Origin of the sequence: Alcanivorax sp., assembly GCF_002726155.1 — a bacterium.
GTDB lineage: Bacteria > Pseudomonadota > Gammaproteobacteria > Pseudomonadales > Alcanivoracaceae > Alcanivorax.
In genome coordinates this window covers 118,985-143,110 of record NZ_PBSH01000039.1, presented here as the reverse complement: position 1 = coordinate 143,110, position 24,126 = coordinate 118,985, and the positions used below count along the sequence as shown (strand labels likewise).

The 24,126-nt window shown below is 58.2% G+C and carries 19 protein-coding genes; 8 read left to right on the top strand and 11 right to left on the bottom strand.

The genetic code is table 11. From position 1 onward, the window contains the following. Positions 1-68: 68 nt before the first annotated feature. On the top strand, positions 69-1,049 hold the full coding sequence (locus CL546_RS12440) for an SDR family NAD(P)-dependent oxidoreductase (protein ID WP_290495435.1): 981 nt from the start codon (positions 69-71) through the stop codon (positions 1,047-1,049). 60 nt (positions 1,050-1,109) lie between these two features. Here the strand turns inward: CL546_RS12440 and CL546_RS12435 are convergent, their stop codons facing one another. Beyond that, positions 1,110-1,532 (bottom strand): tetratricopeptide repeat protein, encoded by a 423-nt coding sequence (locus CL546_RS12435; RefSeq protein ID WP_290495434.1) that lies wholly within the window; start codon positions 1,530-1,532, stop codon positions 1,110-1,112. Between the two features lie 239 nt (positions 1,533-1,771). Between CL546_RS12435 and CL546_RS12430 the strand changes: the two genes are divergently transcribed. Beyond that, complete coding sequence (locus tag CL546_RS12430) at positions 1,772-3,373, top strand: GMC family oxidoreductase (RefSeq protein ID WP_290495432.1); 1,602 nt, start codon at positions 1,772-1,774, stop codon at positions 3,371-3,373. Positions 3,374-3,459: 86 nt separating this feature from the next. On the opposite strand, the gene CL546_RS12425 is transcribed toward CL546_RS12430, so the two are convergent. The 5 genes from CL546_RS12425 to CL546_RS12405 all read right to left on the bottom strand — a co-directional run bounded on the left by CL546_RS12425 (position 3,460) and on the right by CL546_RS12405 (position 11,136). After that, positions 3,460-4,608 (bottom strand): zinc-binding dehydrogenase, encoded by a 1,149-nt coding sequence (locus CL546_RS12425; protein ID WP_290495430.1) that lies wholly within the window; start codon positions 4,606-4,608, stop codon positions 3,460-3,462. A 392-nt stretch (positions 4,609-5,000) separates the two neighbouring features. After that, entirely contained in the window at positions 5,001-8,144 is a 3,144-nt protein-coding gene (locus CL546_RS12420; RefSeq protein WP_290495428.1) for an efflux RND transporter permease subunit, read from the bottom strand. 11 nt (positions 8,145-8,155) lie between these two features. Continuing rightward, positions 8,156-9,382 carry an efflux RND transporter periplasmic adaptor subunit gene (locus CL546_RS12415; protein WP_290495426.1) on the bottom strand — a complete coding sequence of 409 codons (1,227 nt, stop codon included), beginning with the start codon at positions 9,380-9,382 and terminating at the stop codon, positions 8,156-8,158. A gap of 98 nt (positions 9,383-9,480) precedes the next feature. After that, complete coding sequence (locus CL546_RS12410; RefSeq protein WP_290495424.1) at positions 9,481-10,719, bottom strand: TolC family protein; 1,239 nt, start codon at positions 10,717-10,719, stop codon at positions 9,481-9,483. A 117-nt stretch (positions 10,720-10,836) separates the two neighbouring features. Further along, positions 10,837-11,136 (bottom strand): hypothetical protein, encoded by a 300-nt coding sequence (locus tag CL546_RS12405; RefSeq protein WP_290495422.1) that lies wholly within the window; start codon positions 11,134-11,136, stop codon positions 10,837-10,839. A 178-nt stretch (positions 11,137-11,314) separates the two neighbouring features. Here CL546_RS12405 and CL546_RS12400 point away from each other — a divergent pair, with 178 nt between their 5' ends. From CL546_RS12400 to CL546_RS12385, 4 genes are all read left to right on the top strand, one after another. Further along, positions 11,315-11,737 (top strand): PaaI family thioesterase, encoded by a 423-nt coding sequence (locus CL546_RS12400; protein ID WP_290495420.1) that lies wholly within the window; start codon positions 11,315-11,317, stop codon positions 11,735-11,737. Positions 11,738-12,014: 277 nt separating this feature from the next. Beyond that, on the top strand, positions 12,015-12,482 hold the full coding sequence (locus CL546_RS12395; protein WP_156496819.1) for a response regulator: 468 nt from the start codon (positions 12,015-12,017) through the stop codon (positions 12,480-12,482). A 39-nt stretch (positions 12,483-12,521) separates the two neighbouring features. Beyond that, positions 12,522-13,973 carry a PAS domain-containing sensor histidine kinase gene (locus tag CL546_RS12390; protein ID WP_290495418.1) on the top strand — a complete coding sequence of 484 codons (1,452 nt, stop codon included), beginning with the start codon at positions 12,522-12,524 and terminating at the stop codon, positions 13,971-13,973. After that, the gene (locus CL546_RS12385) at positions 13,963-14,655 is read left to right on the top strand and encodes a DUF6901 family protein (protein ID WP_290495416.1); all 693 of its coding nucleotides are present in this window, start codon (positions 13,963-13,965) and stop codon (positions 14,653-14,655) included. The genes CL546_RS12390 and CL546_RS12385 overlap by 11 nt, the downstream gene beginning before the upstream one ends. 97 nt (positions 14,656-14,752) lie before the next feature. Here CL546_RS12385 and CL546_RS12380 read toward each other — a convergent pair whose 3' ends face one another. After that, positions 14,753-15,814 (bottom strand): transporter substrate-binding domain-containing protein, encoded by a 1,062-nt coding sequence (locus tag CL546_RS12380; protein ID WP_290495414.1) that lies wholly within the window; start codon positions 15,812-15,814, stop codon positions 14,753-14,755. Positions 15,815-15,952: 138 nt separating this feature from the next. Between CL546_RS12380 and CL546_RS12375 the strand changes: the two genes are divergently transcribed. Further along, positions 15,953-16,333 (top strand): cupredoxin domain-containing protein, encoded by a 381-nt coding sequence (locus tag CL546_RS12375; RefSeq protein WP_290495412.1) that lies wholly within the window; start codon positions 15,953-15,955, stop codon positions 16,331-16,333. Between the two features lie 93 nt (positions 16,334-16,426). Here CL546_RS12375 and CL546_RS12370 read toward each other — a convergent pair whose 3' ends face one another. Together CL546_RS12370 and CL546_RS12365 are read right to left on the bottom strand one after the other, a co-directional pair. After that, the gene (locus CL546_RS12370) at positions 16,427-19,492 is read right to left on the bottom strand and encodes an efflux RND transporter permease subunit (RefSeq protein ID WP_290495410.1); all 3,066 of its coding nucleotides are present in this window, start codon (positions 19,490-19,492) and stop codon (positions 16,427-16,429) included. A gap of 13 nt (positions 19,493-19,505) precedes the next feature. Next, positions 19,506-20,726, bottom strand: coding sequence for an efflux RND transporter periplasmic adaptor subunit (locus CL546_RS12365; RefSeq protein WP_290495408.1), 1,221 nt, complete (start codon positions 20,724-20,726; stop codon positions 19,506-19,508). A 138-nt stretch (positions 20,727-20,864) separates the two neighbouring features. On the opposite strand from CL546_RS12365, the gene CL546_RS12360 reads away from it, so the two are divergent. Then, complete coding sequence (locus CL546_RS12360) at positions 20,865-21,515, top strand: TetR/AcrR family transcriptional regulator (protein WP_290495406.1); 651 nt, start codon at positions 20,865-20,867, stop codon at positions 21,513-21,515. 63 nt (positions 21,516-21,578) lie between these two features. On the opposite strand, the gene CL546_RS12355 is transcribed toward CL546_RS12360, so the two are convergent. Together CL546_RS12355 and creD are read right to left on the bottom strand one after the other, a co-directional pair. Then, on the bottom strand, positions 21,579-22,253 hold the full coding sequence (locus tag CL546_RS12355) for a hypothetical protein (RefSeq protein WP_290495404.1): 675 nt from the start codon (positions 22,251-22,253) through the stop codon (positions 21,579-21,581). Positions 22,254-22,643: 390 nt separating this feature from the next. Further along, positions 22,644-24,020 carry a cell envelope integrity protein CreD gene (gene creD / locus CL546_RS12350; protein ID WP_290495402.1) on the bottom strand — a complete coding sequence of 459 codons (1,377 nt, stop codon included), beginning with the start codon at positions 24,018-24,020 and terminating at the stop codon, positions 22,644-22,646. Positions 24,021-24,126 lie beyond the last annotated feature (106 nt).

The following is a 24,126-nucleotide window of genomic DNA, read 5'->3' as shown; positions in this document are numbered from 1 at the left end:
TTCCGAGTATATGCTCAGGTTACACTGGATGCATTAGTCACCCTGATGCATCAAGCCGAGAGTCCACCATGTCCAATGCCGTGAAATTCAGAACCCCAAAAGTCCTGCCTTATGTAAACCGGCTGCGGGATCACTGGGCCTGGCACCTCAAACGTGCTGTTGCGCCCGGCAAAGCATTGCAGCAACGGGTCAACGGCAAGGTCATTCTGCTCACCGGCGCCAGTTCCGGCATTGGTGCGCTGGTCGCCGACAAGTTGGCCGATGCCGGCGCTACGGTACTGCTGGTGGCCCGCAACAGAGAGAAGCTGGAGGCGATTGCCAGCGCCATTCATCAACAAGGCGGCCAGGCATTCGTATACCCTGGCGACCTGTCCGACCTGGAAGAGTGCGACCGCATCTGTCAGCAGGCCTTGCAGGATCATGGCCGGGTGGATGTGTTGATCAACAATGCCGGGCGCTCCATTCGCCGTTCCATCAAGTTCACCGTGGGCCGCTTCCACGATTATGAACGGACCATGCAGCTCAATTATCTCGCATCCATCCGCCTGGCCATGAACCTGTTACCCGGTATGGAAGCCCGCGACGAGGGCCACATCATCAACGTCTCCACTGTAGGCGTACAAGCGAACCCGGCACGGTTTTCCGCCTACCTGGCGTCCAAGTGGGCGCTGGAAGGCTGGACCTGGGTGGCCGCCAATGAGTACGCCCACACCAATGTGCGCTTCTCATCACTCAACTACCCACTGGTGCGCACCCCCATGATTGCACCGACCAAGATCTATAAATACATGCCGGTCATGTCACCGGAAACCGCCGTGAACTGGATGCTGGACATGATCATCACCCAGGACAAACGCAAACTGGGCGTGCTCGGAAAAGGAGCACTGGCCATGTATTACCTGTTGCCGAAAACATCCGAGTCCATCGTCAACTTCAGCTACCAAAGCCTCTATGAAGAGCCGCCCACTCATTACGTGTCCAGCAAAGTACGGGCCGGGGCTGTGGCCAATACCGGCACCGCCGACAATACAAAAAAACGCCGCGCATAAGCGCGGCGTTTTCCATCCTCAGCAGACGCACCACTGAGACGATCAGACCATTATCTGATGCTAACAATCCTGCAAACGTTGCAGTAATCCATCAATGTCCGCCTTGAGCTCTTTATCTTCTATCTTGTTAGCGCTGACTTTGGCATCCGCCAGGCTCTGAATCGCCGCATCGGTTTTACCCAGTTCTACCTGCAGCGTGGCCATGGAAAACGCGATTGATGAGAGATAGTCCTTCGCGTTCATATCGCGGGCTTTGCCCAGCGCCTTTTCGTACAGGCTCAACGCCACTTCCAGCTCTTCAGTGAAGTCAGCCAGGGTTTCCCATTGCTCAGGATGATCTTTATCGGTTTTTTCGTTGTCGGCACAAATCGCCTGCAGCTGGGCATACAACGAATCAAAATGGTCTTTATGCCCTTTTCTGTCAGCCTCCATCAGCTGCTCAGCCAGACCGTAAACCGCCTTGTGCATCTTGGTATTAATCATTATGACTCCACCGCCATCAACAAACCCTGTTCTGGTGGCTCAAACTACCTGTCCGGGGCTGACAAAAACAGTACTTACTGCCACAAAAAACCAGTGCTAACCTGCTGGCAAGCATTGTGATAAAGCGGACCTGACGCCCCATATCGCTTGGCCAAAGCCTTTACGCCCGCGACAAACCGGCAACCCCGGTGCCGTCGTCGTTCCGCACCGCGAAAATAAACAATAAAAGGGAAGCTATCGTGGAAAACGAATTCGATTATCTCATTATCGGCGGCGGTTCCGCAGGGTGCGCCCTGGCTGGCCGGCTGAGCGAAAACCCGGACACCCGCGTCTGCTTGCTGGAAGCCGGCGGCCAGGGGGACGGCTTGTTGGTCAATGTCCCCTCCGGCGCCGTGGCCATGCTCGCCAAGCCCGTCAATAACTGGATCATGGAGACCGTCCCACAGAAAGGGTTGAACGGCCGGCAAGGCTTTCAGCCCCGGGGGAAATGCCTGGGCGGCTCGTCGGCGATCAACGCCATGGTCTATATCCGCGGCCACCGCGAGGATTACGACCACTGGGCCGCATTGGGTAATGACGGCTGGTCCTATGACGATGTGCTGCCCTACTTCCGGCTTAATGAGCACAATGAACGCATCGACAACGAGTACCACGGCACCGATGGGCCGCTCTGGGTAAGCGACAGCCGTACCGGCAACCCTTTCCAGAACTACTTTCTGGATGCGGCCAGAGAATGCAACATTCCCATTACCGATGACTTCAACGGCGCCGAGCAGGAAGGCGCCGGGGTCTATCAGGTCACCCAGAAAAATGGCGAACGCTGGAGCAGCGCCCGGGCCTACTTGTTCCCCCATCTGGATCGCAGCAACCTGACCGTGGAAACCCTGGCCCAGGTCCAGCGCATTGTGTTCGAGGGCAAACGCGCCGTCGGCGTGGAATTCAAGCAGGGCAAACAGCTTCGCAGTGTTCGGGCTCGCAAGGAAGTGCTGCTATCCGCCGGTGCCTTCCAGTCCCCCCAGCTGCTGATGCTTTCCGGAGTGGGCGATTCCCACGAACTCAAACAACATGGCATCCCCGTGGTGCACCACCTGCCCGGCGTCGGCAAGAACCTGCAGGATCACCCGGACTTCATTTTCGGTTACACCACCGACAGCACTGCCACCTTTGGCCTCTCACCGGGGGGCATGTGGCGAGCCCTGATGGCCATGCGCACCTACCGCAAGGAACGGCGCGGACTGTGGACGTCCAATTTTGCGGAAGCCGGCGCCTTTCTGAAAACACAACCGACGCTCTCCGCGCCGGATCTGCAGCTGCACATGGTTACCGCCCTGGTGGACGATCACGGCCGCAAGAAACACTACACCCAGGGCTACTCCTGCCATGTCTGCCTGTTACGCCCGCGCAGCCGTGGCAGCGTGCAACTGGCCAGCGCCAATCCGGACGATCTGCCGCTCATCGACCCGGCATTTCTGGACGACCCGCAAGACCTGGAAGACATGGTCGCCGGCTACAAGATGACCCGGGATATCATGGAAGCCCCGTCACTCAAGCGCTGGATGAAAAAAGACATGTTCACCGAAAACGTGAACAGCGATGAAGAAATCCGCGAGGTCATCCGGCAACGCACCGACACCGTTTACCACCCGGTGGGTTCCTGCAAGATGGGAACCGATGAAGCGGCCGTGGTAGATCCACAGCTACGGGTTCACGGCATCGAAGGCCTGCGCGTCATCGACGCCTCCATCATGCCCACGCTGATTGGCGGCAACACCAATGCACCAGTGATGATGGTTGCCGAGAAGGCAGTGGATATGATTCGCGGGCAGTCGCGGATTGGCTAGCGCCGCCCAAAAGCAGAAATGACCTGACAGCCAGCATGGGGGCAATCGCCCCCGGCACTGTTGCGTAAAAATGCTCTTTACCTTAATTAAGGCTGGCGAGGATCAATCAGAATCTTGGCATGCAGCTCTGGATCACCCAGCGCAGTGAACGCCTCGTCCACCCCACTCAACCCCACGGTCCCGGTAATCAACGGGTCCACATTAACCTTGCCTTCCGCAATCATATGCAGGGCATCACGGAATTCGATGGGCATGTAGCCCAGCACAAAACGCAGATCAATTTCCTTGTTGATCGCATTCACTGGCACAAAGTTGTCGGTCTTCATGCACACACCCACCACCACGACACAGGAGCGTAGCGGTGCCTCGGCAATGATGCTGTTAATAACACCCGGGACGCCCACGCATTCAAAAATCACCGGGCGTTTGGGCTCGGTGGCTCCGGCCACTTCCGCCGCTCGCCACAGGGGCTCCCAGGGAAACGGCGTCACGCGCAACATGGACATGCCATCCAGCGCCATATCGAACAGCTGCGGAGCATTGACCACAAAGCCACGTTTCGCCAGGCCCTCATAGGGGCTCCCCTGAGAGGGATCCACGACCACATGCGCCCCCATAGCCGTGGCGAGCTTGCGTCGTGTCGGCGAATAATCACTGGCAACAATGTGGCGAACGCCTTTTGCCTTGAGCATGGCGATAACACCCAAACCAATCGGCCCACAGCCAATCACAATAGCCGTGTCCCGACGGCCGATCCCGGAGCGATTCACGGCATGTAGAGACACCGCCATGGGCTCGGTGAGCGCCGCATGATCATCGGAAATACCGTTAGTCACAGGAAAGGCCAAAGACTCTTCCACCACCACCTGCTCGGCATAGGCACCCGGTGCCGCCGTGGATAGCCCGGTCAGGTGCGCAACACCATTGCCCCGCCGCATCGGCATGGCCACAATGCGCCGCCCACCCTTCCAGCGGCGATGGGTCTTGGGACCGTAATCCGCAATCTCCCCCACAAACTCATGCCCCAGCACCACATGCTCGTGGCTGCGCATGATATGCGGGTAACCAACGCGCTCGGTGGCCTCCGCCAGCTCATCAGCATGGTGACGAGCATGCAGGTCCGATCCGCAGATACCGCAGCGCAACACGTTAAGCAAAATCTGGCCTTTGCCGGGCTCCGGATCTGCCACGTCCTGAACCTCAAATTCACCGTGATGACATACAACTGCTTTCATGGCCCTTCCCCTCATCCCTGCGTTAACGTCAGCTAGCAGTTTCACTATGCCACAAGACAATAACAGGTCGGGCGGAGCCATTTTTATTTCGACGAATGGGAGGCGGGGATTGTTGACAACAGAACTCGGGCAGAACTCGGGGACACGCATAAATTTATAGCGATGGAATTCACAGTAGCAAGCGGAGATTGTTCTTATTAGAGAGCGATTTCGGAAAGGTGCTATAAGTTGGGCTAATGAATAGAACTTGCTGAGCTCGACTCAAACTCACGGGGCAAGACCTGATCCCAATGTTCGCTTCAATCTTCTGCAAGCCATATCCTACAAATTCAACTTGCGCGCGGGTGAAAAACGGGGGGCTATCCCCGGCCTGCGAAGCCGGGGATAACGGCTTATCGCTGCAATTCCGCCACCTTCCCCCTCGAAAACACCCCATAAAGACTCGGCAACACCAACAACGTCAACGCCGTCGCCGACACCAGACCACCCACAATCACCACCGCTAAAGGCCGCTGCACCTCACTGCCAACCCCTGTCGCCAGCAGCATGGGAATCAACCCCAACATGGAGGTGAGCGCGGTCATCAGTACCGGGCGCAGGCGCGACACCGCACCTTCAAATATCGCCGTCTCCAGCGACTCACCATCCCGCAACCGATGATTGATGGCTTCCACCATGACTACCCCATTGAGCACCGCCACCCCAAACAGGGTGATAAAGCCTACGGAACTGGGCACGGACAGGTACTGGCCGCTGAGGGCCAATGCGAGGATGCCGCCGATCAGGGCCAAGGGGACGTTGACCAGAATGAGAGCGGCCTGGGCCACGGAGCCGAAGGCGAAGTAGAGCAACAGGGCGATCAGCCCGACCGCTACGGGTACCACCATGGCCAGGCGTTGCTGGGCCCGCTGCTGGTTTTCGTATTGGCCGCCGATGTCCACGCTGTAGCCGGCGGGCAGATCGACTTCGCTATCGATGGCCTGCTGGATGTCGGCCACCACAGAGCCCATGTCGCGCCCGGCCACGTTGGCCTGGACAACCACGCGGCGTTGCACATCGTCGCGGCTGATCTGGGGCGGACCGGAAACCAGGGACACGTCGGCCACATCCATAAGCCGCACCCAGGCACCGTCCGCTGCCTTTAAGCGCAGGTTGCGAATCGCTTCTGCATTGTCGCGCGCGTTTTGTTCCAGCCGCACATAGATGTCGTAGCGTTCGTTGCCATTGATTACCTGCCCGGCGCTACCGCCGCCGAGCCCGTTGCTGACCAGATCCATAACCTGATCCACACTAAGACCGTAGCGACTGAGAGCGTTGCGGTCCGGGGTGACGACAAGCTGGGCTTCACCGGCGATTTGCTCCAGTTGCACGTCGGTGGCGCCCTCCACTTCCTTCACGGCCTGGGTGATGGCTTCGCCTTTTTCCTGCAGCACGCTGAGATCCGGGCCGAACAGCTTGATGGCCAGTTGTGCTTTTACCCCGGAAAGCAGTTCGTCTACGCGCATGGCAATGGGCTGGGAAAAGTTGAGCAGCAGGCCGGGGTGTTTTTCCAGTTTCTGCTGAATTTCTTCCTGTAGCTCAAGCCGGTTGCTGGCGCTTTCCCATTCATCTACAGGCTTTAGGCCGATATAGATTTCCACGTTGCTGACCGGCTCCGGATCGCCACCGATTTCCGCACGCCCTACCCGGCTCAACGCATAGGTCACTTCCGGGAAAGTCATGATTTCCTTTTCCAGTTTTTCACCGACCTCCAACGCGGTATCGAGACTGGAGGACGGCGCCAGCGTCACGCGCAGCGCCAACGTTCCTTCTTCCAGCACCGGCACGAACTCGGTGCCGATAAAAGGCGTGGTCGCCAGTGCCAGGGCGAACAAACCGACCGCGCCACCGACTACCACTTTGCGAGCCCGCATGGCTTTGCCTAACAGGGAGCGGTAGCGGGCTTCCAGCCAGTGCATCAGTTTGTTGGGCTTTTCTTCCACGCCGTTACGGAACAGGAAACCCGCCAGTGCCGGCACCACGATCAGCGCCACCAGAACGGCGGCGGTCATGGCGAGCATGATGCTGATGGCCATGGGCACGAACATTTTTGCTTCTACGCCTTCGAAGGCGAACAAGGGCAGGAACACCACCAGAATAATGCTGGCGGCAAAGAACACCGGCCGCGCCACTTCCTGGGCAGCATCCTTCACCCTCAAGGCAATGCCGCCCTGTTGATCGTGGCTTCCCTCTTTGCGGCTCAGGTGCTTGAAGATGTTTTCCACCATCACCACGGAGCCATCCACCAGCATGCCGATGGCCACGGCCAGGCCACCCAGTGACATCAGGTTGGCAGACATCCCCAGGCTGGCCATCGCCAACAAGGCCAGGCCAATGGAAAGCGGAATGGACAGCAACACCAACGCGGTGGCGCGGATGTTCATGAGGAACAGGGCCAGCACGACGACGATAAACACGAAGGCCAGTAGCAAGGCAGTGACCACGGTGCTCACCGCTTTTTCCACCAAATCCGCCTGGTCGTAGAACACCTCGAACTGTACGCCGTCCGGCAGGGCCTGCTGAATACGCGCTTCGCGAGCCTTGATGCCATCGATGGTGGCCTTGGTATTGGCGCCCATGCGCTTGAGCACGATGCCGGCCACCACTTCACCGAGGGCTTCCGGTTCGCCGTTGGCGTCACGACGGGTCATGGTCAGCGCGCCCTGCCGAATCTCGCCGCCGAATTCCACCTTGGCCACATCGCTAACGCGCACCTGGGTGCCGTCCACTTCCTTGAGGGGAATGGCGGCAATATCGCCGAGCCCCTGCTCGCCGCTGCCCACCCAGCCCATGCCGCGAATGACCAATTGCTCGGCACCGCGATCCAGATACCAGCCACCGGCGTTGCGGTTGTTGGCAGCAATGGCATCCATGACCTGTTGCAGTGACAAATCGTAAGCCAGCAAACGGGTAGGGTTAACGTTGACCTGATACTGGCGCACTTCGCCGCCGTAGCTGAGCACATCGGTGACGCCGCTCACGGGCATCAGCAGCAGTTTTACCACCCAGTCATTAAGGCTGCGCAGCTGCATGGCATCCACGTTGGAGCCGGGCTCGGCGGTGAGCAGGTATTGATAGACCTGACCCAGACCGGAGGTGTTGGGGCCCATTTCCGGAGTGCCGACGCCGTCGGGAATATCTTCCCGGGCGGCCTGCAATCGCTCGAACACCAGCTGGCGGGCGAAGTAAATATCGGTGCCTTCGTCGAACACCACGGTGACGATGGACAGGCCGGTCTTGGAGATGGAGCGCACCTCGGCTACCTGGGGCAGTGCGTACATGACCGCCTCGATGGGATAGGTGATCAACTGCTCCACTTCTTCCGCGGCCAAGCCTTCGGCTTCGGTGTTCACCTGTACCTGGACATTGGTCACGTCCGGGAAGGCATCCAGTTTCAGGTTGGGTAATTGCCAGCCGATCACGCCGATGGTGATGATCAGCAACAGCAACACAATGAGGCGGTTATTCACCGCCCAATCGACAAGTCGATTAAACATGACGGTGATCCTCAGTGATTGTGAATATCGAAACCGGACTTGGCCATTTCACTGGCCAGGAAGAAGGCGCCACGAGTGACCACGCGTGTGCCTGGATCAATCCCCGTGACGATGCGACGGTTTTCCAGCTGGCCATTCAGTTGGATTTCCACGGGTTTGTAGTGGCCAGACTCCTCTTCCACGAACAGTTGCCAGTCACCATCGGCGCTACGGGTGAGCGCCTCTTCCGGCACAGTGAGGGCGTTCTCCGGTGCCGCCAACGCCAGTGCCACATCGGCAAACATGCCGGGGTGCAACAGATGGCCCGCATTGGGAATCGCCACTCGTACCGCCAGGGTACGAGTGACGGGATTGAGGCGATGGCCAGACTGAATCACCTTGCCGTCCACGGATGTGCCACCCACGATGACGCGGGCCGAGGTGCCGGTGCTGATCTGCAAACCGGGGCTCGGCGGCAGGGCCGCTTCGGCCCACAGTTCGGATTCATCCACCAGCGTTACCAGCGCGCTGCCCGCGGTTAACCATTGCCCTTGCTGAAAGGCATCTTCCAACACCAGGCCATCGTCTGGCGCAGCAAGGGTATACACCCCTTTTTCGCTTTTTCCGGCTTCGATATCGGTGATGGCGCCATCACTGAGCCCATAGCCCTTGGCTCGGGCTCGCAGGGACTGGTACCGACTTTGCGCATCCAGATAGCGCTGGTTGCCCACGGTACGCCGGCCGAGATTTTTCACCCGCCGCCAGCCGTCCGCCGCCACTTGCAGTTCACTTTGCAACTGCGCCATGGCCGGACTGAACAAAGTGGCAATGGGGTCGCCTTTTTCCATGTGCTGGCCCAACGTGGCGCTGCGTGATTGCACCTGAGAGTCGATACGCACCGGCACCACCCAGGTGCGGTACTGGTTGCTGATAATTTCCGCCGGCACGGTCAGGGTCCGGGTAGCGTCTGCATCAGGCTGCAGGGTAATGACCTGCAGATTCAGCATTCTTTGCTGTTCGGCCGTCAGTTCCAGTGTCGCGTCTTCATTATGGGACGCTGCACTCTCAGCCTCCCTCCCATGAGCATGCTCATCATGGTTACCGCTATTATCCGGGGCAGCCTGCTGTGCATGCTGTTCGGCTTCGTTGCTTTCGTTGTGGGCATGATCATGATTTTCTTCAGCCCAGGTCGGGTTCGCCAGGGTTGCCAGCAAGAAGATGGCCAGAGGCGCTTTCCTGAAAAATGTTTGGGTTTTCATAAAAATTTCCAATTTTTTTGTAGGAGCACCTCTCGAGGTGCGAAGCCGTCTAAGCCTGAATCATTCGCAGCTCAAGAGGTGCTCCGACAGTGATTTTGTTAGTTAGCGAGGCTATTCAGCCAATCGTTGAGTTGGGCGCTTTCATAGAGCCACTGCACCCAGGCCTGCTGCATGGCATCGCGCAGGGCGATGCCGGCCAGCCGGGTATCGAGCCGCTGATTCAAGGCTTGCAGATAGTTCTGAGTGGTGAGTTCACCCTGCTCCCAGACACGCTTGAGTAAGGTGTCGCTGTGCGCCAGGCTATCGCCGGTCAGTTGCTGCCAGGTTTCCCAGCGCTGGCGGCGCTGCTGGTAATCGATCAACACCCCGTCCAGCCTGGCCTGAATGTCGTTGCGGGTTTTCTCCAGCAGCGCGCGACGCGCTTCACTGTCCGCCAGCGCAGCTTCATAAGCTGGCTTGCCGGTATTGAAGAACTTCAATGGCAGACTGAAATCCACACCCCACAGGTTTTCGCCATCTTCCTGGCCCACCCGCAGACCCAGGGTCGGGTCGGTGTTGCGTTGTTTGTCTGCCACCGATACTCCTCGCTCAGCCAGCGCCAGCTGTTGCTCGGCCAACTGAAAATCGAAGCTGGTGGGGAGCCGTTGCACGACTTCACTGGTGAGTGACGGGGCCTGCCAACGGTCCGCCGGCGGCAGGCCCACCGCGGGTTGTTGGCTGGCCAGCTGTTGACGCAATGTGGTGGCGGCACGGGTGGCGGCACTTTCCGCATCCGCCAGCGCCTGCTGGGCCTGGCCCAGTGACAGGTAGGCCAATTGCGCATCCACCTGGCCCACATCCCCCGCCTGTTCGCGGCGGCGAATCAGGTCAGTGAGATCGCGCAGCTGCTGTTCCTGCTCACGGGCGGCCGCCAATTGTTCGCGGGCAGCGGCATAGGCCACCAGTGCATTAAGGCTGTCCGCCAGCAGGCGAGCGCGAGCCTTGTCGCCGCGCAATTGCGCCAACTGATCCTGCACGGCCACCGCGTCTCGGCTGGCGCGGGCCTTGCCGGACCAGTCCAGCGTCTGGCTAAGGCCGACGGTCTGGGTGATATCCAGACTGTCTTCGTAGTCGATATTCAGTGAGGGGTTATAAAGCGGCTGCGCCAAAGCCCGGCTTTGCGCCAACAGCCGCTCCTGCTCCGCCTGGATGGCACGGCTGGCGGGTAGCTGGCTGACCTGGCGCTGCACCCATTGCGCCCATTGCGCGGGCGAGGAAGAAGAATCGGCCGCCGCGCTGGCATACGCGCACACGGCCAGTAACAGTGCGGCCACGCGCACTGCGGTCTGGATTCCCATGGGGAAACTCCTGATGTTTCAAAACGTCATTTCAAACATTCGCTGCAAACACCGCGCAGCACACGCCCACGGCGTAGTACGACAACGGAACAACGAATAACAAAAACGAAGAAACAATCAGGCTATCGGAGGGCGGAACGGGTTATCGGCCGGAGCATCCGGCAAGAAAGGACGCAGCGCCATTTGTCCCGAGGAGGGAGGCGCCAGGCGCAGCGGTTCGCAATCGGTGGAGGCCATGAAACCATGGCACTGGCAGCAATGATCGCCACCCTGGTCCAGCACATCAGCACTGGCCAGATCCAGCTGGACCTGTTCCAGCGAGGCGGCCACCCCACCATCATGCTCGTGATGCATGGCATCCAGCACCAGTACATGGGTACTGATGACAAGCAGCAATGTGTAAACCAGTGCTTTCATGGGATGCCCGCAAACGAGGGAAGCAAATAGACAAAGAGTCGCAACCTTGCGATACCCATAGACCGCCGTCAAGACAATCGGTTCCCTCGACACCTGTAGCTACAATCCGGTCATCCCGTTTTCCGGGCCAACACCGTATAGTGTCGGCACCGTTTCACCGGAATGAAAAGGAGCCCGCGTGAACCACATTGAGCAGATCAAAGACGACATTCTCGCCCACCCACTGCACCGGGCCTGCGAACTGGAATTGGTAAGCGCGGTGGATGGCCGCAGCGAAGTGCGTTTCCCGGTGAATGATTTCACCACCAACCCCCAGGGTGCCCTGCATGGCGGTATCGTTTATGCCTTGATGGACGTGGCCTGCTTTTTTGCGGCGGCCTCCAAATTACCCCCCGAACAGCACGCGGTGACCATCGAAACCCATAGCAGTGTGCTGCGTGCCGCCAGCCGGGGCGAACAGGTCGTGATCCGCGCCCATGTGGACCGCCTGGGCCGAACCCTTGCTGCCATGCGTGCGGAAGCCTATGCCATCAACGCGGAGCAACAGGAGCGCCTGATCGCCACCGGATCCGTGACCAAAGCTATCGTGCAGACCGCGTAGCCGATTTTTTTGTGCGTCCCCCCCCCGTTTTCCCCGTTTTTTTCCGCTTTCTTCCCCGCGATTGCGCGGTTTTCGTCCCTGCCGGATAAACGGCCATCCGGGCCGCATGACCGGCCCCTTGGGGCGCCCCGAATCAATTGTCAGCCCCTATAGCGGGGCGTATCGTAAAACCTGATACCCGTGTGCCAACCCTTTACCCAATGACAGCGTAAAAGGGCGGGCACAGTGTTGTTGAACGCATGCAGTCGCCGGCAGGACGCCAGCGTAGTAGCACGCCGTGAATGAGGGACTCACCATGTATCAGGTCATGGTCGTGGACGATGAGGAATACATCCTCAAAGCCTTGAAGCGCACTATCAATACCTACACCGACTGGGAAGTGGAAACCTACCAGGACCCCCACGAAGCCCTGCGCCGGGCGCGCACTACCGTGTTCGATGCGGTGATCACCGACTATATGATGCCGGAGATGAACGGCCTGGAATTACTGCAGGAACTGCGCGACCTGCAACCGGACACCATTCGTATTGTGCTCACCGGAGTGATCGATATCGAGACGGTCATGTCCGCAATCAACAAAGCCGGCGCCTTCCGCTTTATTCCCAAACCCTGGGACGACGACCAGTTACTCGACAATATCCGCGAAGGCCTGAAGTTCCGCGATATCCTGCTGGAAAACCGTATTCTGGCGGAAACCGTGCGGGAACAACGCGAGACCCTGCGCAGCATGGGCTACGAAGGCTAATTTTTTCAGGCCGACTAACAACAACTCACGGCGCAGCGCATGAATAGCTTGCTCGACAAAACGGACATCGGCTTTGGCATGGAAGCCCAGGGGCTGTTCCTGGTGTCTTCCACGGTGATCCTGCTGATCATCATTTTCTTCCTGTACAAACCCTACCGCACCTCCATCAACGTGGAAGCCAAACTGGCCGAGTTTTCGTCGCTGACGGACAACCGCTTTGGCCGCAAGATGCACCTGATTGAGGTCAACGCGGACGAATACAAACTCAACAAGGCCCTGCTCGGCCCTCTGGCGCGCATCATCGACGAGTACTGCGTGCTGACCACCGATCGCCACGGCACCATCACTTTTGCCAACGGAAAATTTCTCGCCCTGAGCGGCCACTCCTTTTCTCACCTGATCGGCCAGAACGAGAGCTTCAATCATCCCGATGATGATTCACTGCCGGTGATGCAGTGCGACCAGGCGCTTTCCGGGGTGTGGAACGGGGAGGTCTGCAACCGCCACGCGGACGGCAGCCGTTACTGGATGAACATGTTCCTGTTCCCGCTTTCCTACATTTCCGATGAGGACGACGGCTATATTTATTTCGGTACTGACATCACCAGCATCAAGACCGAAAACAATCAACTGATGCAGGCAGTGAAAGAAAAGGACCAGAAACTCAACCAGGTGGAAACCCTGCTGCTGCACTCGGAAAAAATGGCGTCTCTGGGGACAATTTCTGCGGGCATTGCCCACGAGATCAACAACCCCATTGCCTATATTTCTTCCAATCTGAATCGCAGCCGGGATTATCTCGACGCCATGGCCGGTGTTATTCAGGGGCTAAAGAAACGCATCAGCGAAGACAAGTTTCAGCAATTTCTGAGCACTGAAGAAAAGCTGAATGTGGACACAAGAAAACTGGCCTTCATGATGGAAGACTACCCGGCCCTGCTGGATGAAACCGATGAAGGGATTGAACGGATAAAGAAAATTATTCGCGACCTGAAACACTTCTCCCATAACCGGCCCGATGCATTTTCTCCCACCGATATCGCTTCCTGCCTGGCCATTTCACTCAATCTGGCTAAGCATGAACTGAAAAACCGGATTACAGTGACCCACACCCTGCCCGACTCCCTGCCTTCCATTAGCGGATCGGCCAGCCAGCTGTCGCAAGTGTTCATGAATCTTTTCGTCAACGCCGCCCAGGCCATCGAAGGCAAAGGCAGCATCGCCATTGCTGCCCACTACGATGAACAATGGTGCACCCTGACCATTACCGACGACGGACCCGGCATTGCGGATGAATCACTGCAGCAAATTTTCGAGCCGTTCTTCACCACCAAACCCATCGGCCAGGGGACCGGGCTTGGCCTGTCTATTTCCCACGACATCATTCAACACCACGGCGGCACCATGACCGTGGAAAGCCAGCTTGGCACCGGCACCACCTTTACCATCCGGCTGCCCCTAAAGCAGACCGACCGGGCCGATGCAGCCTGATTTCGTTTACACCCTCACCACGCCAGCCGGGGTGCAACAACGCACCCCGATTACGCTGGTTGAGCAACACGGCACCATCGCCATCCCCGATACCTTTACCCCGCCAGACTGGGCCGCGCTGAGTTACCACCAATGCAGCCACTGCCCTCTGGATCCTGACGAACACCGCTACTGCCCCATTGCCCGCAATCTCGCCTATCTGCTGCCTGATTCCGCATTGGGTGATTCGTTTCAAGCGGTCAACCTGGACGTAGAAACACCACAACGGCGCTACCAACAGGACACCACTCTGCAACGGGCACTCAGCTCCCTGTTCGGACTGATTTGCGCGCTGAGCGACTGCCCGCACACCCGTTTCCTTCGCCCCATGGCCCACTTCCACCTGCCACTGAGCAGCGACACGGAAACCCTGGTGCGCACCGCCAGCCTGTACCTGCTGCAACGTTATTTCCTCAACCGCAAACAACCGGACGCCACTGTTTCACTGGAAGGGTTAAACGCTCGCTACGATGCGCTTAATGAACTGAATCGTTGTTTTACCGGGAGACTGCGCCAGCGCGGCGAATCCGATGCGCCGATCAATGCACTGGTGCTATTGCATGTCACCGCGCGGGAAATGCACTGGAATCTGGAAGAGGAACTGGAGAGCCTGGCTGCGCTTTTTCCCGGGAGCGACGGTTAGATAAACGCCCAGGCGCCAGGATGTCGGGTTAGCCGCGTAACCCGGCACCAGCAAACGCAATCCCCCATTCAATCAGCACCCCAACCAAAACCCACCGTTATTCTTCCGCGCCCAGATAACGATTCAATACCGTGCGCCATTCCTGGGTTGGCAGCACTTGCAGCAGGGCCTGGTCCAGAGACTCTCGCAATGCGCTGCCGTTGGCCATGGCAAATGCGTAGCTTTCTTCACGGACCAGGGCGGGCAACACCAGTGCACTGGTGGTGCCGCGTTCGCGCAACATATAACGCATGACCGGTGCATCAGACACCAGCGCATCCACCTCTCCGATCACCACCGCGCGCAAGGCCTGCTCGTTATTCGGATAGGGCACAAAGTTGGTGCCCTGACCGGCCAGCCAGTTCGCGCCACTGGTGCCCTCCACCGCCGCCACTTTTACCCGTGGCAAATCGGCCGCGCCATTGATGCGCGACTGCAACTCATTAAGCGTCACACTGGAAGCGATAGCCGCCGTGAAACCGGAGATGGTGATTATGCTGACAAACATCCAGACCAGACCCAGAACCCGTCCGCCGGTACTCACCGGCGCTTTGTCACCATACCCCACCGTAGTCATGGTCACTGCCGACCACCAGAAGCCACTTCCAATCCCCTGACTGGCGGACCCCCCAAACTGTTCAGGGTTCTTGCGCCGCTCCAGCAACCAGATCAGCAAGCCCACCAATAGCAATACCAACACCAGAGCCAGTACTGCCGACACAAACTTCCAGCTAAACAGATTACGCAGGGTGGTCACCCAGCCGCTGGCTTCGTTACGCGTGGCGATCCCCAGGCCCGCCCGAAACATGGGCTGGGTAAAATCCAGACGTCGCTCCCGGTCCGCGGTCACACTGATTGCCCCAATCGCCACGTCGGCCTGCCCCTGCTCCACCGCGGCCAGCATCTCCGACACCGATCCATAGGGCCGCAAGCGATACTCATAGCCGGCCTTTTCCGCCACCTTTTCCCACAGCTCCACGCTAATGCCGTCCCAGCGTTCACCTTGCTGATAACTGAAAGGAGGCGACGCTTTGACCGCCACTGTTAATGGCGCAGCCTGGACGGTCGAAACCAGACCCCATAGGCAAGCCATAACCAATGCGAGTATTCTGTAATTCAACGGGTTCTCCTTTTTATCACCAGCAATGCGAAAGCCATGAGCGGACTCACGCGAGCACAGCCTCTTTTATTGTTCGTTAACCTGTTCTTTCTCGTGCAGCCTAGCGAGGCTCACGGCATTCTGCCAGATGAAATTCCCATGGCAGCAGGTACCGCCCTGCGTGATCACGGAAACCTGCCGTCACGAACGGCAGTATTCTCCGATCACTGGACACCGAACGCCCTGACTGTCGATCAGGGGCAGGCCCTGATACTGGCGCTTGATAATGCCAGCCCGGAGTGGCACCTGTTTGCGCTGGTGGATGACGTTGCATTGCGCGACCAGAACCTGATACATCAGCTGATGCCGGACCTGCGCAAGGACTACCCCAACACCCGCCTGAGCGAACCCGGTACAACCGTACAAATTCCTTGGCGTTTTGATATGGCGGGCCAATATACGGTTCACTGCGTCCGCGCTGATCACCAACAACACAGCCCCGTACTAACGATTACCGTTCACCCTATCTCCCCCCACTAAGGGGCCTGCTATTAAATCGCGGGCAAAAAAAGCCCCGGCAAGTGCCGGGGCAAGGGGAAACCGGAAAGGATTCCGGTACAGACTCAGCGTTCTTCAGTTCGGTTCTGCATGCTCTTCCTTCACCCGGAACCAGGCCGCGTACAGCGCGGGCAGGAATAGCAGGGTCAGCGCAGTAGCCACAATCAACCCACCCATGATCGCCACCGCCATGGGGCCGAAGAACACGCTGCGCGACAGCGGAATCATGGCCAGCACTGCAGTCAGCGCCGTCAACGCGATGGGCCGAAAGCGGCGTACTGTGGATTCGATGATGGCATCCCAGGCGGTGAGCCCCTGCTCCATATCCTGGCCAATCTGATCTACCAGAATCACCGCGTTTCGCATGATCATGCCGGCCAGTGCAATGGTGCCCAGCATGGCCACAAACCCGAATGGCTTCTGGAACAGCAACAGGAAGAAAGTCACCCCGATGAGCCCCAACGGCGCGGTAATAAAGACCATCAACGACAACGGGAAACTGCGCAGCTGCAGCATCAGCAAGGTAATCACCACCAGAATGAACAGTGGCATCCCTGCATTCACCGATTTTTGACCCCGCGCGGATTCCTCCACCGTGCCCCCCACCTGGAGCAGATAACCCGGCGGCAGATCTGCCTGCACCTGGGACAGAGTCGGCATGATTTGCTGCATCAACGTGGCCGGCAAGGCATCGTCTTTCACATCCGCCAGCACCGTCACCGTGGGCAAACGATCGCGATGCCAGATGATGCCTTCCTCAAACCCGGACTCCAGCGTTGCCACCTGATTCAACGGCACGCTGCGTCCATTTTCCGTCTGCACCGCCAGGTTGCCCAGCAAGCCCAGCGCATGACGCTCATGGCTATCGCCACGCACTTCCACATTGATCAGTTCGTTGTCTTCCCGGTACTGGCTCACCGCCACGCCGGAAAGCGACGCCTGCAACGCAGTGGACAGATCCGAGGTAGTGATGCCCAAGGTCCGGGCACGATCCTGATCCACAATCAAACGCACCACCTTGCTGGGCTCTTCCCAATCCAGATGCACATTGGCAGTGTGCTCGTTGTCGCGAACTTTTTCTGCCACCCTGCGAGCCAGTTCGCGCACCTGGGGAATATGCTCCCCGGAAATACGCAGCTGAATGGGATACCCCACCGGCGGGCCGTTTTCCAGCCGTGAGACACGGGTACGCACCGCCGGGAATTCCCGCTCCAGGGTGTCCATTAACCATTCACGGACTTCCTCGCGCTCTTCCACGTTGCGTGTGAGCACCACAAACTGGGCGACACTGGCGGCGGGCAGTTTTTGATCCAGAGATAGATAAAAACGGGGCGAGCCGCTGCCCATGTAACCCACGTAATTTTCGATCATCTCGTTCTCGCCAAGCATGGCTTCAAGACGCAGGGCTTTTTCCTGGGTCGCTGTCAGCGAGGCCCCCTCTTCCAGCTTCATGTCCACCATTAGCTCAAGGCGACCAGAGGCCGGAAAAAACTGCTGGGGAACAAAACGGAACAAGACAAGAGAGAAAACAAAGATGCCCACGGTCAGCGCGATAACCGTTTTCCGGTATCGCACACACCACTCAACCCAGCCACGAAAACGGCGATAGAAGGGTTTCTGGTAAGGGTCGTGCACATCACCACTGGCATCATGACGAGCCAGGCTGGGCAACAGCTTTTCACCCAGATAAGGAACAAACACCACCGCCGCCACCCAGGACGCCAGCAGGGCAATGGTGACTACCTGGAAGATAGAGCGGGTATATTCCCCGGTGCTCGATTCTGCAGTGGCAATGGGAAGAAAACCCGCCGCGGTAATCAAGGTGCCAGTGAGCATGGGGAAGGCGGTACTGGTCCAGGCAAAACCGGCCGCCTTGATACGGCTGAAGCCTTGCTCCATTTTAATCGCCATCATTTCCACGGCGATAATGGCATCGTCCACCATCAAGCCCAGCGCCAACACCAACGCCCCCAGGGAAATCTTGTGCAGGCCGATGTCGAAATATTTCATCGACGCAAAGGTCATCGCCAATACCAGCGGAATGGAAAACGCCACCACCAGGCCGGTGCGCCAGCCCAGCGAGAAAAAGCTCACCAGCAACACGATGGCCAGTGCTTCCATCAACACCTGAACAAACTCTCCCACACCGGCTTCCACCGCCGCCGGCTGATCCGAGACTTTGCGTAGCTCCATGCCGATGGGCAGGTTTTCCTGCAATCTGGCGAAGGTCTTGTCCAGGTTGTCACCCAGCTTGAGGATGTCGCCGCCATCCTTCATGGAAACGGCTATACCGATGGCATTCTCGCCCATGAATCGCATGCGCGGTTGCGGCGGATCACTGAAACCACGATAGACGCTGGCAATATCGCCCAGCCGCAGGGTGCGGTTTTCCACCTGAATGGGGAAGTTACGAATATCGTCCACACTGGTGAATTCACCGGAAACACGCAGCCGCACACGACTGCTGGGGGTCTCAAAGAATCCGGCGTCGGCGACAGCATTTTGTGACTGCAACGCCTGCTGCACCGTCACCAGCGGGATACCCAGGGAGGCCAGCTTGGTATTGGCGATTTCCACCCAGATTTTTTCATCCTGCAGGCCGATCAATTCCACCTTGCCCACGTCATCCACCCGTTGCAGCGCGAGCTGCAAGCGGTCGGCGTAGTCTTTCATGATGGCGTAATCGAATCCCTGCCCGGTCAGCGCATAAATGTTGCCGAAGGTGGTGCCGAATTCGTCGTTAAAGAAGGGACCTTGTATGTCCTGGGGCAGGGCATGGTGAATATCGCCCACCTTCTTGCGCACCTGATACCAGAGATCCTTGATTTCCTTGGAGCGCATTTCATCGCGAGCCATGAACATGACCAACGACTGACCGGGCCGGGAATAGGAGGTAATGCGCTCGAAGTCGCCGGTCTCCATCAGTTTCTTTTCCACCCGGTCGGTGATTTGCCGGGACACTTCCTCGGCACTGGCACCGGGCCACAGGGTGTTGATGGTCATCAGCTTGAAGGTGAACGGCGGATCTTCACTCTGGCCCAGGTTGGCATAGGAAATGGCCCCCATGGCACCGAGAAGAATCATGGCGTAGAGCACCAGGGTGCGGTTTTTCAGCGCCCATTCGGAGAGATTGAACGACATGGCCATACTCTCCTTATTGGTCCGCGTCTGGGCTTGGCGTCGCGTCTGCACTGTCATCCGCCGGTGCATCCGGGGCCGCCTGCTCGCCAGGTTCAGCCTCAGCCAGATCCAGCTGACGGTTCTGGCGATCCACCGGAATAACCCTCTGTCCTTCACGCAGCAACTGCGTGCCTGCAGTCACGATCCAGTCCTGTGATGTAAGACCGCGCAATACCGGCACTACCTGCTCCTGATAGGGCCCCACTTCTACCGGCGTTTTCTGTAATGTCAGCGCGTCCGGGTTGACCACCCACACATAGGTGTCGCCTTCCTCGGCAGTGAGCGCCGACAGGGGAATACTGAGCACGTCGGCATTGGCGGCTCCGCTGACAAAGACCCGGGCAGATTGGCCCAGATCTGCGCCGACAGTGGCATTTTCGAAAGCGACCCGTGCTTCAAAGGTACGCGAGCGGGGGTCTGCCGCAGGGGACAACTCGCGGATCTTGCCTTCGAATACTTCTCCGGGGCGCGACCACAATTCGATCGCCACCGGCATACCAATTTTGAAGCGGCCCACGTCCTGCTCCGGCAAATCGATCCGCACTTCGCGGTCGCCGTCGATTGCCAGCACAAACACCGCCTGACCAGCAGCCACTACCTGGCCAGCCTCCGCCAATCGCTGGGCAATCACCCCATCGCGGGGCGCTTTCAGCGATGCGTAATCCGCCTGATTACGGGCCACCTTCAAGTTCGCACGGGCCTGGCGTAACTGCGCCACACTGGCGTCATAACGGCTTTCAAAAGAGTCGAACTGGGAACGGCTGATCACATTGCGTTCCATCAGCTCGCGGTAGCGCTCCAGTTCGCTGCTGGCCAGCTTGTGATCGGCCTGGGCAGACGCCATCTGCGCCCGCACCGCATCCAGTTTCAGGCTGACATCGTCGGTATCCAGCTTGGCCAGTACCGTCCCTTCACTGACCCGGTCACCCACGTCCACCAGACGCTGGCTGATCTTGCCACCAATGCGAAACCCCAGCTCCGGCTCATAACGGGCACGAATTTCACCGGGGAACACGTCCTGACTGGCATCCGCCGACAGCGGCTGGGCCACCAGTGCCGGGCGGGCCGGCGCCTTGTCTTCCGACTCCGGATCGGAACACCCCTGCAGGGACAACGCCCCCGCCGCCATTCCCGTGGCGATCAGCCCCGACAGCACTCTCAACAGCCCTTTCGACAGCACAACAGAACGAAACATGACAGGTTCCCTCATTGACCCCACCTCTTTAGACGGATCCGCCCGTTAAGTCGGCGGATTTTGCCGGTCTTGGCTTGCCGGCATGCTATACTCGCCAGTATAGTAATTTTATTAAACTAAACCGTCCAGTATTGAAATATGACCGATACCGCCTCCCCTGATCAGCCCAATCCGCGCGGCCGCCCCAAAGACCCGGCCAAACGCACCGCTATCCTTGAGGCGGCGAAGACGCTGTTTCTGGGGCAGGGGTTTGCCGGCACCAGCATGGATGCCGTGGCGAAACAGGCTGGCGTCTCCAAACTCACGGTGTATAGCCATTTCAGTGACAAGGAAACGTTATTTTCGTCAGCGATTGAGGCGGAATGTCACAACATGCTGCCCGTACCGATCTTCGAGCTGGACCCGGCACTGCCGATTCGCACCACCTTGATCAACATTGGTTTGGCGTTTCTCGAGCTTATCCATAACCCGGAAGTGATTGAGCTACAGCGGCTCATGGGCAGCCTGGCCACTCAGGACCCGGCCATGTCGCGACTGTTTTTTGAAGCTGGCCCGCAACGCACCATCACCGCCATGGAAAACCTGGTACGCAACGGCAATAACACGGGCCGATTGCAGGCGGACAACCCCAAACAGGCGGCAGAGAATTTCTTCAGCCTGCTGCAAGGCTGTGAGCATATGCGTGTGATTATTGGCTGTAACCAGCCGATGACACCCGATGAAGCACGCCCCCATGCCGAACAAGTGGTGGATATGTTCCTGCGGGCTTACGGAAAGGAAAAGGAATAAACGGATTTAGCAGCATAGTCATGCATTTAAGGCAGCGGGGCCTTGGGCCCCGCCCTGAAAAGATCAGAAAGATTTTCTGACGCCGATGGAGAAGTGGTCGTAATCCAGGTCAAGTTTATCGTTGTCAATCTCGAGTTCGTGGGTCGCATCAACGTACCCCAACACCAGCTCTGGCGCATCAGGGGCGAAGGCGATGGCTACATCCAGACCTAACAATTCCGGGTCAATATCCAGAGAGTCCGTGCCGATCTTGGTATCCGTGTCACCCATGTTGTACCAAAGTGATGCGGTCACCATTTCAAAGTTGGCACGGGCGCCGACTTCCAGACCATACCCCTCACCGGCAATACCAATGAACGTTGGCCGGCTGAACCCGACTGCACCATAAAGGTCGACCATATCCGCCACCGGAATATGCGCACCGACACCAATAAATGTCATGTCGTTGAACACAGCATTATCAGCTTCACCCAATGCAAACCCCAGGTCATCTTCATAGTCCAGCGACAAATGCCGGCCCATTACCATGACATAGTCACCGATCTCGAATCCGCCTTGTAGACCGAATCCCTGCTCAAGATCAAACGACTCGGACATGCCGCCCTCGCTAACTTCCGAGTCCCCGGATACAACATAGTCAAACTGCACGTAGTTGAACGAGGGCGCATCCGCAAAGGCATGTTGACCCGTGGTCCCCATCAGGGTGGCAAATGCAAGCGTGGCAATTTTCTTGTTCATAACTTTCTCCCTGTTATATAAAGACGAGCCAACGATGCCTTAAGCCCGACCACTGGCATCCCTGCCTCCAGACCATTGATAGCCCAATTGTAAAAAAACCGCAATATACAATACATTTACCGCACCAGACCCTTCCCCCGCCAACACTGATTCAAGACACGCCACGCAACGCTTTCACTTCTGCGGCATAAAGCAGAGCCCTGCCCCGACGCCGCTCACCCAATTGCCACCAGATCACCCCAAGCCACCGCATCGCCAGACGATTCTCTGCATTGCAGGACAGAGCTTGCTGGGCGATGCGTAACGCTCGCCGAAGCAAGCACTGGCGATGGCGGGGGAACCGCCTGGCGGCCCGTACAAGCGTTGCAATATGCCCCAGCTCATCGCCACTCACGGTGCGTTACCGTTCTCGGCACTGGCCGCACTCGCCTGCACTTTGGCGGCGGCCTTGCCAGGCACGGCAAAGGCATACCAGTCCAACCGGCGCGTCACCACCATCACCGCCGCCAAGGCGGCAAACAACAACAAGGCTCCCAGCAACAAGGCATAGTCTTCGGCCATAAGAATCCCGTAGATCAACCCTTGCACCAGCAGCAGGCTCAAGGCGAAAGTCCAGCCAGCGGTGAGGGAGCGCATGGCCGCCATCAGATAGACGCCGATTAGCGCACAGCACGATAACGCGGCCACCAGATACGCCAACACAAAATCTATATGTTCACTCAGTGCCACCAGCAGCAGATAGAACATGGCCAGCGCCAGACCGACCAACAGATATTGCATGGCGTGTAATGGATAACGGCGCAACACCTCAAACAGAAAGAAAGCCGCGAAAGCCAGCCCGACAATCAGGTAGCTGTACTTCAGTGCCCGCTCACTGGAGAGAAGCCCGGTCACCGGCTGCACCAACCGCACCCGCAGTGCCTGACCACTGTCACCGCAAGCCGCATCACCCCGAGCGCAGTGGATCACACTGGCCGCCGCCAGGCTGTTGGTACGCCACTGGCTGGTGAACCCTTCCGGGGTAATCTCCCGCTCCACCGGCAGCACCAGCCCTTCAAAGCTGGGGTGCGGCCAATCGGCCCGAAGTGACATGCGGGTTTCCTTGGCCAGCGGTAGCGTACCGAGTGATTCCGTACCGTTCAGGTTCAAACGCACCTTGACGGTAAAAGCCCCGGTCAAATCATCTGGCAGTGCCACAGCCACCGCATTGCCGCCCACGCCATCCGGCAACTGCTCGGTTTCCACCAAGGGCAACGGCACATCATTGACCAGGATTTGTGGCCGCTCCACCAGCCCACGCAAGTCCTGAATCTGCAATAGCAACAACGGCGCCTGTGACGACACCACCTGTTGCGGCTGACTCACTTGCTGCCAGTTGGCAGGAAACACGGCTTCGATGTGCAACAGGCTTCGGTATACCGGCACGCCGTAAATACCGCGATAGCGCATTTCACTTTGCAGCTCGCCATCAATGTTCAGGGTGTCCGGAATCTGGCTATCCAGTACCTGCCTGTGCTCGATGGCCGTACAGGTTTCACCACTGCGGCAGTCGCGTTTTTCCACCAATTGTTTACGGGTTCTGGGCACAACAATCAGCGGCCCACTGATCTGCTGCTCACCACTCACTTGCCGGGTAATCTGGTGTTTGACCTGCAGGGCTTCATTGCTACGGTCGGTGATCTTTCCCTGAATCATCAACAGCGGCACCACCAGCACCAGCATCAGCCCGGCAATGGTGAACATTTTCAATAACAGATTGGGTCGCATGGTTTCTCTCCCACAAATGACGCCTCCTATGGAAAAGCCAGTGTGCGAAACCTGCTTGGGGTTTTTGTGGGGATTGTGTGGGGAAGCGTCGTTGCGAGTTTCGAAA